This is a genomic window from Chromobacterium sp. FG89, from assembly GCF_057808735.1.
On the sequence record NZ_JBMDIQ010000004.1, the window covers coordinates 126,379 to 139,850 of the forward strand.

13 protein-coding genes are annotated in these 13,472 nt (G+C 62.0%); 5 read left to right on the forward strand and 8 right to left on the reverse strand.

From position 1 onward, the window contains the following. The first annotated feature begins 113 nt into the window (after positions 1-113). On the forward strand, positions 114-635 hold the full coding sequence (locus tag ACODRW_RS05490; RefSeq protein ID WP_488905322.1) for a hypothetical protein: 522 nt from the start codon (positions 114-116) through the stop codon (positions 633-635). A gap of 45 nt (positions 636-680) precedes the next feature. Next, positions 681-1,313: a LysE family translocator gene (locus tag ACODRW_RS05495; RefSeq protein ID WP_488905323.1), complete on the forward strand. Its 633-nt coding sequence runs from the start codon at positions 681-683 to the stop codon at positions 1,311-1,313. A gap of 169 nt (positions 1,314-1,482) precedes the next feature. Here ACODRW_RS05495 and ACODRW_RS05500 read toward each other — a convergent pair whose 3' ends face one another. The 5 genes from ACODRW_RS05500 to ACODRW_RS05520 form a co-directional block, all read right to left on the reverse strand. Then, entirely contained in the window at positions 1,483-3,885 is a 2,403-nt protein-coding gene (locus ACODRW_RS05500; RefSeq protein WP_488905324.1) for a M66 family metalloprotease, read from the reverse strand. A 648-nt stretch (positions 3,886-4,533) separates the two neighbouring features. Then, positions 4,534-5,160 carry an LbetaH domain-containing protein gene (locus ACODRW_RS05505; protein WP_107800293.1) on the reverse strand — a complete coding sequence of 209 codons (627 nt, stop codon included), beginning with the start codon at positions 5,158-5,160 and terminating at the stop codon, positions 4,534-4,536. A gap of 78 nt (positions 5,161-5,238) precedes the next feature. Next, entirely contained in the window at positions 5,239-5,808 is a 570-nt protein-coding gene (locus ACODRW_RS05510) for a cysteine dioxygenase (protein WP_107800292.1), read from the reverse strand. 175 nt (positions 5,809-5,983) lie between these two features. Then, entirely contained in the window at positions 5,984-7,318 is a 1,335-nt protein-coding gene (locus tag ACODRW_RS05515; RefSeq protein WP_253314101.1) for a DUF3422 family protein, read from the reverse strand. 360 nt (positions 7,319-7,678) lie between these two features. Then, on the reverse strand, positions 7,679-9,136 hold the full coding sequence (locus ACODRW_RS05520) for an NCS1 family nucleobase:cation symporter-1 (RefSeq protein WP_488905325.1): 1,458 nt from the start codon (positions 9,134-9,136) through the stop codon (positions 7,679-7,681). Between the two features lie 262 nt (positions 9,137-9,398). On the opposite strand from ACODRW_RS05520, the gene ACODRW_RS05525 reads away from it, so the two are divergent. After that, positions 9,399-10,184: a GntR family transcriptional regulator gene (locus ACODRW_RS05525; RefSeq protein ID WP_488905375.1), complete on the forward strand. Its 786-nt coding sequence runs from the start codon at positions 9,399-9,401 to the stop codon at positions 10,182-10,184. A 26-nt stretch (positions 10,185-10,210) separates the two neighbouring features. After that, positions 10,211-10,942 carry an aspartate/glutamate racemase family protein gene (locus ACODRW_RS05530; RefSeq protein WP_227107562.1) on the forward strand — a complete coding sequence of 244 codons (732 nt, stop codon included), beginning with the start codon at positions 10,211-10,213 and terminating at the stop codon, positions 10,940-10,942. 61 nt (positions 10,943-11,003) lie between these two features. Here ACODRW_RS05530 and ACODRW_RS05535 read toward each other — a convergent pair whose 3' ends face one another. The 3 genes from ACODRW_RS05535 to ACODRW_RS05545 all read right to left on the reverse strand — a co-directional run bounded on the left by ACODRW_RS05535 (position 11,004) and on the right by ACODRW_RS05545 (position 12,495). Then, complete coding sequence (locus ACODRW_RS05535) at positions 11,004-11,756, reverse strand: hypothetical protein (protein WP_486636849.1); 753 nt, start codon at positions 11,754-11,756, stop codon at positions 11,004-11,006. 14 nt (positions 11,757-11,770) lie between these two features. After that, positions 11,771-12,133 carry a 5-carboxymethyl-2-hydroxymuconate Delta-isomerase gene (locus ACODRW_RS05540; RefSeq protein WP_235089461.1) on the reverse strand — a complete coding sequence of 121 codons (363 nt, stop codon included), beginning with the start codon at positions 12,131-12,133 and terminating at the stop codon, positions 11,771-11,773. A gap of 143 nt (positions 12,134-12,276) precedes the next feature. Further along, positions 12,277-12,495, reverse strand: a complete 219-nt coding sequence (locus ACODRW_RS05545) for a hypothetical protein (RefSeq protein ID WP_107800286.1) — start codon at positions 12,493-12,495, stop codon at positions 12,277-12,279. Positions 12,496-12,809: 314 nt separating this feature from the next. On the opposite strand from ACODRW_RS05545, the gene ACODRW_RS05550 reads away from it, so the two are divergent. Continuing rightward, a complete protein-coding gene (locus ACODRW_RS05550; RefSeq protein ID WP_107800285.1) occupies positions 12,810-13,469 on the forward strand; it encodes a helix-turn-helix domain-containing protein in 660 nt (219 codons plus the stop codon). The last annotated feature ends 3 nt before the right edge of the window (positions 13,470-13,472 follow it).

Consider the following 13,472-nt stretch of genomic DNA (forward strand, 5'->3'; position numbering starts at 1 on the left):
ATTGAAGGTCGGGGCGGAATTAGGGCATCATGTGCGGCCCGCGTCGTCATGCCGGCCGGGTTCGGCGGTTGTGATGGCCTAGCATGGATATTCTGCAATTGTAACTTTGAGCGATGACAGATCAACGCCCTTGCACTCAAACCCTGCTGACGGGTTTTCGCATCGTATTCCGCCTCCAGCTCATAGTGTTGGCGGTATCCTGCGTGATGAGCTGGCTCCAGTACCATGACCCGCATGGCAGCATGCATCAGGATTTGACCGGGAGCGGCGTGCTGCTGCTGGGCATCAATCTCATGGCTTTTCTTATCGGCTGTAGCGTGTTTCTGCAGCGGGTGCGGCTGGATTGGGTTGGCCGCAAGATCGCTTATGTGGGTGTGGAAACAGAATATCGCTGGCGCGAGGTTGATGTTGCCGCTATTGATGCCATCCGTTTTCTGACGCATGGCCAGGGCAATAGAGGGGCGGTGGATCGTCTGTGGCTGAAAGCCGACGCCCATCCGCGTGGTGGCTTGGTGCTGCTCGATTCTCGCATCCGCCCGCTGTTCTGGCGGCGGCCCTCGCCCTTCTTCTGCGCGGTGGTGGATTTCGTCAGGGAGCAGAATCCCGAGGTCAGCCTGCCACAAGCGCTGGTGTAGTGTTGTAGCCGCGCAATGGCGGCTTGATTTCATTTGGGAACGACGATGCCGGAATACTCGAATCTGCTGGCCTTTGCGCTGGTCTCCTTGGGCATGGTGGCCACCCCGGGGCCGAATATGATGTATCTGATCTCGCGCTCCATTTGCCAGGGCAAGCGGGCCGGGCTGATCTCCTTGTCCGGCGTGGCGCTGGGCTTTGTGTTCTACATGTTGTGCGCGGCGCTGGGCATCACCACCTTGCTGCTGGCCATCCCCTATGCCTACGACGCCTTGCGCTTGGGCGGCGCGGCGTATCTGCTGTATCTGGCGTGGCAAGCGCTCAAACCCGGCGGCAGCTCGCCCTTCCAGCTGCGCGAGCTGGCGCCGGACAGCGACCGCAAGCTGTTCATGATGGGTTTTCTGACCAATCTGCTGAATCCGAAAATCGCCGTGATGTATCTGGCCCTGTTGCCGCAGTTTCTGTCCAAGGCGGGCGGCGACGTGTTGTCCCAATCGCTATTGCTCGGGTTCACGCAAATCCTGATCAGAGTCAGCGTCAACGCCTTGATCGTGCTGAGCGCCGGCGCCATGGCCGCGCTTCTGGTCCGGAAACCGGCCTGGGGCGTGGCCCAGCGCTGGATCATGGGCACGGTCTTGGGCGGCCTGGCGGTCAGAATGCTGTTTGAAAAGCCGCGCTGACGCGATTGAGCGCTTGCCGGCGAGAAAAACAATGCGGCGGCCCCGTTGAATGGGGCCGCCGCATTGTTTCAGCCTAAGAACCGGTTCATGGCCTGCCGCGCGTCGGCGGGGTGGATGGACGAGCGTTGAAAACCGCTCTTGCTCGCCAGGCGCTTAGGCGGGGAGAGCCTTACTGCAACACGCCGTTGATCGTGTAGCGCAAAGCGCCGCTCGCCGCGGGAACTGCCTTGCTGGCCAGCGTTTTTCCGCCGCAAACCACTTTCGCGTTTTGCGGCTGCAAGGCGCTGGGCACGTTGACGTGGAATTTGTTCATCACCTCGCCGTTGACGCGCGTGCTTTGCAGTTTGAACTTCAGCTGCCCGCTGGCGGTGTCGACTTGCAACTGGCATTGCGCGGAGGACGCCGACGCGCCGTCATCCGGGTAGCTATAGCCGTAAGCGCCGCGCAGGGCCGGGTAAATATAGGAGGTGAGTTTCATCTCCGGGTCGTAATACCCCAGCAAGGTGGTGACCGGCACGCCAAAGCGCTGCGGCTTGCGGTCGGTTTCGATGGACTGCGTCTTGACCCACAGCCGGCCGTCGGACACGAAGTGATTGTCCCCGCTGCGGCCCGTTATCGTAAACGTCTGGCCGGGCGCTAGCAGGCTGGTGGCGTAGGTGGCGCGGTTGTCTATGGTGATGAGCTTGCCCTTGTTGGCGGCGCTGGCCGCCGGCGCCTTGACCTCCCGTGTCCAATAGCCGTCTTCCATCTTGATCAGCGCGCGGTCGGCCTTGCCTATCGCCTCGGCGAGATAGGCCTCGCTCAGTTTTTCCAGCGGCACGGTCGCCGTGTCCGGCGCGATCCGGTGAGGGTAGGGCTGCATGCTTTGGCTGGACGCGTTCCACAGGCTGAAGCCGGTGGCCGAGGCGGGGTCGAACACCGGCTTGCTCTCCAGGAACTGCTGAATCCGCTTGGCCACATAGGGCGTATACAGTGTGAAGCGGTTGACGGCGCTCATCGGGCTGCCGCCGGCCATGGCGTCCAGGCCGTAACTGCGGCCGGCGAAGGGCGTTTGGCAGGGTTTGCCTTCCGGCATGCAAGTGTCTTGATTGCTGACGACGCCGCTGAAGTTGGGAAGGAAGCGCTTGAGGTCCGCATCCCAGCCCCAGCTGGAGTTGATGGCCCCGGCGGGACGGTGAACCGAACCGTCGAAACCGCCGACATAATGGCCCAGACCGTAGTTGTGGCCCACTTCGTGGCTGAACTCGTTGCCCAGGGACGCGTCCAGCGTGACCACGCCGCCGCCGCCGGAGCCGCCGTGCACTTGCACGCCGTTGGCGTATCGGCCCTGGCTGTTGTGCGCGGTCAGCAAGGCGGCGGTCAAGGGGAAGTCCGCCCCGCGGCCGGCCGTGCTGTTGACGCCGTAATTGGCGTAATTGATGCCGGTGGAAATCAGTTCCTTGCCGATGTCCTCCCGCATGGTGCCGGTATGCCAGCCGCCCTCGCTGGGGTCTTGTTGAGTCAGCCGGCTGCCGTCCGGCAGCATCACTTCTTTCAGATGGACGGGTTCGTACTGGGCCACCAGCAGTTGATTGAGCGGAACGGTTTGCAGGTACTCGCGATGCGCGCCGGGATCGTTGGCGAAGGCGAAAGCCCGGCGCGGCTCCACCAGCATGCCGATGTCTATGGTGTTGATCAGCAGCTGGGTGGCCGGGCCCACTTCAAGCTTGGCCAGGGTGCCGGATTTCGCCGCGTGGCTGAACTGCAGGGACATGCCCGGCTTTACCCAGGCGGCCGGCAGGACGGCGCTCCAAAGGTTTTGCGCGTAGACGATCCGGTTGTTGTCCAGCTCTCCTTGGCGGAACCATTGGCCGTTGACGTATTTGAACAGCAGGGTGTCGCCGCGGCTGACGTCCACCGCGCGCGAGCTGTAGCGCACCGTGGAGCCGTAACCGGCCTGGGACTGGAAGCGGATCATCTTGCCTTCGAAGGAGGCGTCGGCGGGCAGATAGGCGGTCTTGACCCAGCTGCCGTCCGCGGTCTGGATATTCACCATGGCGTTGGCGCCGAGCTTGCCGCGCAGGAAGGCGCCGTTGGGGTCGTCGAGCTTGGCCAGATCGGCGTTGCTGCTGATGGTGGTTTGAGCGCCTGACGGCGGCGTGAAGTCAATGCCGCCTACCGGCGCGCCGTCGACGAAATACGCCGTCTTGGGCTGTTTGTCGGGCGGATTCAGCGACAGCGTGCCCAGCGTGGCGCCGCTCTTGTCCTTGACGGCGACTTGCAGCGGCTTGTCGGCGCTGATGGCGGAAATCGGGCGCAGCATCAGCAAGGCTTGGCGTCCTGCCACCAAATGCGGCTGGCTGTCTCCGGGAACGCCGGAGCCGGCCGGCATGATCTGGCTTTGGGCGACGGACACCTCGCCCTCAAAGGCGCCGCTTAGATCATTGCGCGGCGCGACGGCGTTGAACGGCCAGGCATTGGCGACGGCGGCATAGCCGGCGGCCTGTCCGGCCAGCTGTTTTTGCGCATCGTCTTCATTACAGCCAAATAAAGAAACCCCGATCAGCAGACTTGGAATAATAGCTAGGCGCATGTTCTCTTTCCCTTATATGAATGAGGGTGGTTGACATTTGGATCCATAGCCGCGCAGCTATCAGCAGTGACTGAACCTTATGCGGTAAGTTTCTGGATGGGGGTGGTTTTTGTGAATAATGCCGATTATTTTAACGCGGCATTTTGTTTTAAAGATGACTGTATTTATTGGTTTTTTCGTTGTGGATGCTTGGAGGTTAATTGCGGCGTGGCGGTTTTCCGTCTATTTGATCCCGCCGTGTTTTGGCGGTTTGATCGTCCCAGGTTTTAAAGGACGGCGGCTTGTTTGATGTGAATAGAGAGAGCGGTGTTTTCTTGGCTTTTATGGAAGACGAAATTGTTCTTTCATTGATTTTCCGGTGGTTTGATTGTCAATGAAATAATGGAAACGCCAAGAGGCTTAGCGATGACAGCAGCGCTTCCTTACGGCGTTGAAACCCGCTTAAAAATGCTCATGCGCCAGGTGTGGATTCCGCTTTCTCCTCAGCGGTTTTCGCCTTGTCTCGCTTGTGCTCGCGAGACTTTGAACCGGCTCCAAGGCCCGCCTCCTCTTGGCGTTCGGCTAGCCGAATAAAGGCCGGCCGCCGGTCGGAGACGTCGCAGGCCGGTTCGGCCGCCGCGGGATGTGAAGGGCGGTGCGGTCTTGGACTCAGTCCAGCTCCGGGTCTTGCTCCACCAATTCCAGGCGCGCCACCACCGCGTGCGGCGGCAGCAAGGTGCCGGGAGACAGCACGGCGTTGGCGCCGATGCGGCTGTGGTCGCCCACCAGGGCGCCGAATTTCTGCGTGGGCAGGGTCCAGGCCTGCTGGCGGCAGCGCAGCGTGATGGTCTTGTCGCGGCGCTCGTTCCAGTGGTTGGCGATGACGGCGCCGGCCTCCATATTGATGTCCGCGCCCAGCACGGAATCGCCGACGAAGTTGAAATGGGCCAGCCGCGAGTAAGGGCCGATGACGCAGGTTTTGAGTTCGCAGCCCGGTCCCACCGTCACGTCGTTGGCCAGCGCCACGCCGCCGCGCAGATAGGCGTGGGCGGCGATGCGGCAATTGGGGCCGATCAGCAGCGGGCCTTTGAGGACGGCGCCGGCTTCGATCGAGGCGCTGCGGTGGATGGCGATGTCGCCGTCCACCGCCCAGTGCGCCGGGTCCAGCAAGGCGTTTTGCCGCGCCAGGCTGTCGGGCAGCCGGCCAAGCCAATGCCACGGCGGCTGGGCGCGGTCCAGCCAGGGAAAGTGGGTGAGCAAGTCGGCGAACAGCTCGGCGGCGAGGGCGGAGGACATGGTTGAGCCTGTTGCGTAAGGAGATTTGTATTGTAGGGCCGGCGGCGCGAGGCGGCCAGAAGGCCGGCCGTCGCGGCTTCAGATTTCGTAGACCCAGCTGATGGAGTCGCCGGGGCGCTCCACTTGGGAGGATTCCAGGCTGAACAGTTCCATTTTGCGCAGCGGCGGCGAATACAGATGCAGGGTGACCAAGTCTTCGCCGTAGGGCTGGAGGTTGGAGATCTGGTGGATGTCCAGATGGCTGTTGACGGTCAGGCTGCCGCTTTCCAGGCGGTGGGACTCCACCGCGTACACCAGGCCGTGATCGGTGCGTTCGAACACGGTTTCGGTGGCGGCGCCTTGCAGCACGCGCAAGCCGCACAGGCTGCCGCGGTGGTTGTGGATGCGGCTGCGCTGGGTGCTGCGCCAACAGAGCAGCAAGAGTTCGCACCAGGGGCTGAGGTAGATTTGGTTGCGGCGGTAGCGTTCGTCGCTGAATTGGCGGAAGGGCTGCAAATCGTCCGGGCCGAGTTGCAGCGAATCGTGAAACAGCCGGATCTGCTCGATGTTCAGATTGGCCTGGTAGGCGTCCAATTGCCGCAAGGAGGCGGCCAGGCTGGGGCTGAGGGGGAAGGCGGACTGCGCGGCTGCGCATAAGGTGTCGTTCATCGGTTTCTCCTTTGGCCGGCGCGGCCGCGGACAGTGGGTTCTGTCCGTCGGGCTGGAGCGCGGGCGGCGTTTTTCTGACTGGGCCCGCGCCGGCAAAGTTCGCGGCGGCGGGGCCGCGGCTATGGATTCGGTATAGCCGATGGGGCCGCGGCCCGGCTGCCTGAATGGGCAGGTTTCAGCCGCTCGGCGCGCCGGACGCCTCGCCGTGGCGCCGCAGCGCGGAGCGCGTACGGCGCAGGCCCAGGGCGATGGCCAGCGCCAGCAGCGGCACCGCGGCGGCGGTGGCCAGCTCCACGTTGAGCGGCAGGCCGGCGGCCTTGGCGCCTTTGAGCAGATAGCCGATCAGGCCGGCGCTGTAATAGGTGATGGCGGCGATGGACAGCCCTTCCACGGTTTGCTGCAGGTGCAGCTGCATGGCGGCGCGGCGCTCCATCGAGGTGAGCAGCGCCTGGTTCTGCCGTTCGCGGCGGATGTCCACGCGGGTGCGCAGCAACGCGGTGGCGCGGTTGACCCGCGCCGCCAGTTCGCGCTGGCGCGCGGCCACGGCGCGGCAGGTGTCCATGGCCGGCGCCAGGCGGCGTTGCATGAATTGCTGGAAGGGCTGCAGGCCGTGAATCCGGCGTTCGCGCAGCTCGGCGACGCGGCTGCGGACAATGTCGTAATAGGCGAGGGAGGCGTTGAAGCGATGATCGGTGCGGGACAGCGCGTTTTCCGTCGCGCCCGCGAGCTCGGTCAAGCGGTGCAGCAGTTGGGGCTCGCTGTCGGCGCCGGCGCCGCTCATGGCACCGGTGAGCTCGGCCAGCTCCTCGTCCGCCTTGGCCAGCTCCGGGGCGATGCTCTTGGCCACCGGCAGCGCCAACAGGGCCAGCATGCGGTAGGTTTCCAGCTCCAGCAGGCGCTGCAACATGCGGCCGGCCTGGCGGCGGCCCATATAGAGGTCCGCCAGCAGATAGCGGGAGAAGCCGTCCGGGTGGATGCGGAAATCGGTGTAGGCGCGGCCGGCGCCGTCGCCTATCTCCGCGCCCGCCAGATCGTGGCCGTTGAAGCACTGAGCGGCCAGATCCTCGATGCGCAGCGGCAGCGCGCCGGGCGGCAACAGCGCGGCGTGGGCGGCCACCAGCACATTGCCGGGCAGCAGCGGCAGCCAGGCCGCCGGCAGCGCTTGCAGCGCGGGTTGGGCGAAGGGGCTGGTTTCCGCGCCGTGGGCGAGGATGGTGAAGCTGGAAAATTCCCCGTGCCGTTCCCAGCGCACGCGGCCAAACGCGGCGTCCAGCTGAAACTGGCCGGTCCCGACGTCGGGCGCCGGCTGTCCCAGTTGCAGCGCCAGTTCCCGGCATAACCAGTTTTCCTGTTCGCGGCTGATGTGACGGTGCAGATAGGCCAGATAGCTGACGCGGTTGTCGGAGGCGATCTGCAGCGCGGGCCTGGCGTGGGCTTCGCGGTTGAGTTGCCGGCGTTGCGGATGTTCGTTGAGGCGGAGGCGGGGCGGATCGGAGAGTTCGGCGGTCATGGCGGGCTCCGGTTGCGGGCGGGCAGTCTTCAGCATAAAGCGTTTTATGCTGCAATGCAGCATATTTTGATGCAGGATTGTTTCGCCATGAATAAAGGGCGGCCGTGGCCGCCCTTTGGTTTTGTTCTCGGTCTTTAGATCCGTGTTTTGCCCGCCTTGCCTTGGGTTGATCACCGTTCAGCTTAGACCCGCTCACAAAACCCCCTGATCCTGCGATGCGCCCCCTTGTCGTACGACGGGACTGTAGCTTCGCGGAAACGTCGTGTTAGCTGCGCTGCTACAAGGTCGTCTGCGTCGGCGCGCTGGGGCTCGGCTTATCCATGAGGTTTTGTTTGCTGCTCTGAATCGGGTGCTGGTCTGTTATGGCTGGCTGGCGACGGCGTCCGGCGCGACCAGGGCAAGCGTCTTGTCGTGCCGCCTCATCAGCAGGTAGTAGGTCGATAAGCCCAGCCCGCAGCCGATGAACCAATTGAAGTTGGCAAGCGTTTCCCATGAGCTGAAGGTAATGATCAGGCCAATGAGCACGGAAGGGGCCAAGGCGTAAAGGGCTTTGGGATTGACGCCGTTTTGATACCAGTAACGGCCTTCGGGCTGATTGCTGTAGAGGTCGTCGACGTGGATGACGCGATGACGGATGAGGTAGAAATCGGCAATCAGGATGCCGAACAAGGGACCGATAAAAGCAGCCAGCACGTCCAGCGTATAGTGGATGACCTGAGGGGAGTTGAACAGATTCCAGGGCGTGATGAAAATCGAGGCGAAAGCCGCGATGAAACCGCCGGTCCGCCAACTGATGTGCTTGGGGGCGACATTGGAAAAGTCGAAAGCCGCGGAAACGAAATTGGCCACGATGTTGATGCCAATCGTGGCGGTGACGAAAGTGAAGCCTCCCAGCACGGCGGCCAGCGTATTGTCGATCTTGCTGACGGTTTCGATGGGGTCGGTGATCATGCGGCCGAATACGGTCAGGGTTCCGGAGGTGATGACCACGGTGACGATGGAAAAGGCCAGGAAGTTGACCGGCAGGCCCCAGAAATTGCCGCGTTTGACCTCTTTGAACGTTTTGCCGTAACGGGAAAAATCGCCAAAGTTGAGCATGGGGCTGGAAAAATAGGAGACCACCAGGGCGGTGGCGATCGCCATCTGACCCAGGGCGAGGAGGCCCTGATGGCTGGTTTCGCTCAGCGTGGGGCTGATATTGGCGGGGCCCGCCCGCCAGACGACCCACGCCGCGAGCAGCAGCATGACGGCGTATACCGCGGGGCCGGCCCAATCGATGAATTTTCGGATGGACTCCATGCCATGCCAGAACACGATGGCCTGCAGCGTCCACATGATCATGAATCCCAGCCAGCCAAGGTAGGACAAGCCCAGCAGACTGCCGTGGGCAAGGTCTGCGAGCTGAGGGAAGAAGCGCAGCAGTATGATGTTGAGCGCGCTGGAAGCCAGGAAGGTCTGGATGCCATACCATGCCACGGCGATCAGTCCGCGGATGACGGCGGGCACGTTTGCGCCGTATACGCCGAAAGACATGCGACAGACCACGGGGTAAGGGATGCCGGCTTGCTGGCTGGGTTTGGCCACCAGGTTGCAGAATAGGTTGACCAGGCAGATGCCGATCAGCAGGGAGAGCAGAACCTGCCAGACATTGAGGCCTAGAGCGAACAGGCTGCCGGCAAACACATAGCCTCCAACGCTATGCACGTCCGACATCCAGAAGGCGAAGATGTTGTACCAGTTCCAGTTCTGCTGCTTGAGAGGTCCGAGATCTTCGTTGTATAGCCGGTCGCTATAGCGGGCGGGGTGTTGCTCTGACATAGGGTGACTCCTGGTGGGGGTGAGTCGCTCCTTTTTTGTCTACGATTTTTTTGTTTTCGTATACAAAATAAAGGATGATTTACTAGGGTTTTGCAAGGCTCGATGGCTGTCCATGGCCTAACAAAACATCTCTGCAGCAAACCACATGCCAATCCGCTGATTTTAATGGTTTTTTCTTGTTGGATACTGATGGCGCATTGTATTTTGCGTTTTTTGTTGTGTACAATATTATTGTGGATTGTGAACAATTTTTGTTGTTTTGATGGTCGGCGCCGTTTTGCGCCGCGGATGGGACAGGGAAAGGGAGGGGAGGGTGTCGGAGCGCAGCAAGGAGGAGGACGCGGCTTTGGACGAGGTCGGCGCCAAGGATGCGTTGGTCTACGAGCATTTGCTGACGGCCATTTACGAGGCGCAGTTGCCGCCGGGCACTAAATTGCCGGAGGATGCGCTGGCGGAGGCGTTTGGCGTCAGTCGCGCAGGGGTGCGCAAGGCCTTGCAGCGCCTGTCGATTGCGAGGCTGGTTGATTTGCGTCCGAATAGAGGGGCTTCGGTGGCGGAGCCGACGGTGCAGGAGTCGCGTGATGTTTTCGCCGCCAGAAGGTTGATCGAGTGCGGCGCTTTGCCGCTGGCCATGGCCAATTTGCGCAAGGAAGATCTGTCCGCGCTGGCGGACGCGCTGCGGCAAGAGTGCAAGGCCCAGCACGAGCAGAACCGGTCGGCGGCCATTACGTGGTCCGGCGCCTTTCATCTGCGGCTATTGTCCATCGCCGGGAATCAATTATTGACCGATATCCTGCATGAATTGATTGTGCGCAGCTCTTTGATCATTGCCCGCTACGGCGCGCCGATTGCCGGTTCATGCCGCCATGCCGATCATCAGCAGATTCTCGAACTGATGGAGAACGGACAGGCGGATGAGGCGGTGGAATGGATGCGGCGTCACCTCGACGCCGTGGAGGGCAACTGTCGGTTTGAGGAAGAGAGCGCCGGCGGGCCGGATTTGAAGGCGGTGTTGCATGGTATCGCCAAGCGGCGCAGCGGCCGATAAATGGCGTTTGCGCATGGAGCGTGCTCATGAAGATTTGCGTGATTAATCCTAATACGACCGCGGATATGACCGAGCGTATCCGTTTGGCGGCGGTGCGGGCGGCCAGGCCTGACACTTTGATCGTGGCCAGGAATCCAGAGGATGGACCGGTGTCGATCGAGTCGCATTTCGACGAGGCGGTCAGTGTGATCGGGGTGTGCGAGGAGATCAGGGAGGGCGCGCGGCAAGGCTACGACGCTTACGTGCTGGCTTGTTTTGGCGACCCCGGTTTGAACGCGGCGCGGGAACTGGCGCGCGCTCCGGTGGTGGGGATCGCGCAGGCCGCTTTTCAGATGGCGTCCTTGATCGCCACGCGTTTTTCGGTGGTCACCACATTGGGCCGAACGTGCGTGATCGCCGAGCATTTATTGCATAGCTACGGCTATGCCCATCTTTGCCGGCGGGTGCGCGCCGCCGAGGTGCCGGTGCTGGATCTGGAGCGAGAGCCCGATATCGCTTACCGGCTCATCGTCGAGGAGGCGCGCAGGGCCCGAGACGAGGATGGCGTCGGCGCCATTGTGCTGGGGTGCGCCGGGATGGCGGATCTGGCTCCCCGTATCGGAGATGCGATCGGCCTGCCGGTTGTGGAAGGAGTGGGCGCGGCGGTGGCGTTGGCGGAGTCGCTCGTCGCCCTGGGTCTGCGGACCAGCAAGACGGGCGACCTGGCTTTCCCTCCGCCAAAGCATTTTTCCGGGCGCTTCGCCGCTTTTTCGCAATAGCGCGCGGGCTCCAATGAAAACAGGGCGGCTTTGGCCGCCCTGTTGGTTTGGCGCGTCGGTTTCAGTCCGGCAGGTTCAGCGCCGCCGCGCCCTTGGCGTCGAACCAGGCCACGCCGCTGCCCAGCATCGCCTGGCCGTTGCGCACGAACAGATTGTGCGCCATCGGCTGCTTCAGCTGTTCCAGATAGGCGGGAGTGAAAATGGCGCTCCACTCGCTTTGCAGCTGGCGGGCATTGGCGATCTGGCGGCTGCCGCCCTTGTGGTTGATCCGGAGCGGAAAGTGCACGTAGCGGCTGGCCTGCTGGGCTTCGCCGGCCAAAGCGGCGCGCTGGAAGCCTTGGACTTTGGCTTCGAAGGCGGCGTCGCTTTCTTCGGTGACGTCCTGATACCAGCGGCCTTCGGAGGCCGGCGCCATATCGCCCATGGTCAGCGCCACCGGCAGGGTCTTGGCCTTCAGCGTCCAGTCGCCGTCCAGGCCCACGCTGTTGTCGAAGCTCAGCGGCTGGCCGTCGGCGCTGCCGTTGCCTTTGAAGCGCAGCTTGAACACGCCGCCGCCCGGTTCGCTGAGTTGCAGGATCTCGCCTTGCAGCTTGCCGCGCAGCGGGATGTCCTTCAGATAGCGGCCGTAGAAGTAGTGGCCGCCGCTGAAGGTTTTGCCGTCCTTCACCAGCAGGCTCATGCCTATGCGTTCCTGTCCCAGCGTGCCTTCCAGATTGACGCGGTCGATGTCGTCGGCGGCGTGGGCGGCGCCGGCCAGGCCGGCGAGCAGGGCGGCGGCCATCAGGCCGCGGGATGCGAGTTTGAGCGCGGTCATGGGATGTTTCTCCGTTAACGGGCGATGAGGCGTTTGCGGTAGCTGGCGCGGTCTATTTCCTGGATTTCCACGCACAATTGCACTTCCATGCCCGGCGGCAGCGCCGCGCTGTCGGCCAGCGCCTGCAGACTCAGTTCGGACAGACGCTGTTTTTCCTCGGGGCTGCGCCCGCTGAGTATGGCCAGTTTGGCGTGGACGAAGCCGCGCGGCAGATCGTGGACGCCGATGCGGCAGGCGTCCAGCGCCACGGCGCGGCTCTTGATGTCGGCTTCTTCGAAGTGGCCGCTGGCCAGCAGCGCGCGGTTGATGTCCAGCAGCGCGTCCGCGGCGGCGAAGCCGGCCAGATTGCCGCTGTACTCCAGTGTCAGATGGGGCATGTGTGAGCCTGTGGTGTTGCGCCGCCTTCCGTGTGCGCCGGGAGGGCGATGGAATGGTTGCGCGGCGATCGATACGCCATTGTATTGCAACGGCTCAGTGTACCCAAGCCCGGGACGGGAGAACAGGGGCGCGGCCGGCGCGATCAGGGCTTTTTCGCGGTCCGGATCAGGCTTTGGATGTCTTCGGGCTGGATGATCTCGTGTTCCAGGCTGCGGCTGATCAGCTCCAGCAAATAGGTTTTCTTGAATACCGGGGAGCCTTCCCATTCGCTGCCCGGCTGTCCAAGCACGCTGGACTGGGTAATGATGGCGGGTTCGCCGTCAATCACGTCCAGCGCGAATTCATCTTCTGAAATTCTCATTTAAGCGCTTTCCTCTGCATTGCGTCGTGGCGGGCTTTTGCGTCGCGTTGATTGTTCTTATTAATATTTTTCTTCTTTTAAATTTATGGTTCGCGAGTATCTTGCGCCTGCCCCGAATGATATAGTGTTGCAAAATTATTATATTGTCTTTTTGTTTAAAAGAGTAGTGCCGGAATTACAAAAGATAGTCTGATAAAAACAATATCGTTTGATGCTTGCGCCGGGTTTGGCGCTTGCGTTTAAAATGGGCGTGCATGTTTGGACGTGAAATTAAAAATGGAATCGAAACGGATTCGACTTGCATGGAGGGCTGAATGAGCAGGGCGGTGTGGAAAGAAGAGGCCGAGAATGGCGCTTTGTTGAGCAAGGCGTCGAAAAACCTGACGTGTCTGATGGGGCGCGCCGGCGTCGACGCCGCGCAATTAAGCGAGGCGATAGGCCTGGGCGTGGCGACGATCAACAATATCAAGCGCGGCGTGGGCAATCCCACCTTGCTGACCTTGATGGAGCTGGCCCGGTTTTTCGATGTCAGGCTCAGCGATTTCGTGGAGAGCGATCTGGGACGCGAGGCCGGCGACAGCCCCGCGGCCATGGCGGTGCCCTTGATCAAATTCACCGAACTGACCCTATTTTTTGACGGAATGATTATCGAGCCGGAACGGTATTTTGTGGATGCCGCCGGTTTCGACGCCGCGGACGCGTTTGCGGTGTTGTTGAACAATGATTCGCTGTTTCCCGGTTTTTCCCAGGGCAGCGTTTTCATCGTGGCCCGGCAGGAGCGCCCGGCGGACGGCGATGTGGTCTTGGTCAGCATGGCCGGCCAGCAGCCTTGTTTCCGGCGGGTGTTCATCGACGGCGAGCATTGTCTGTTTTCAAGCATTTCCTTGATGCACGATTTGCAGCCTTTGGTGTGCCGGGATTTCAAGGTGCTTGGCGTGGCGGTCAAGGCGATTAAGACTTTTAGCGCAGGATGAAGG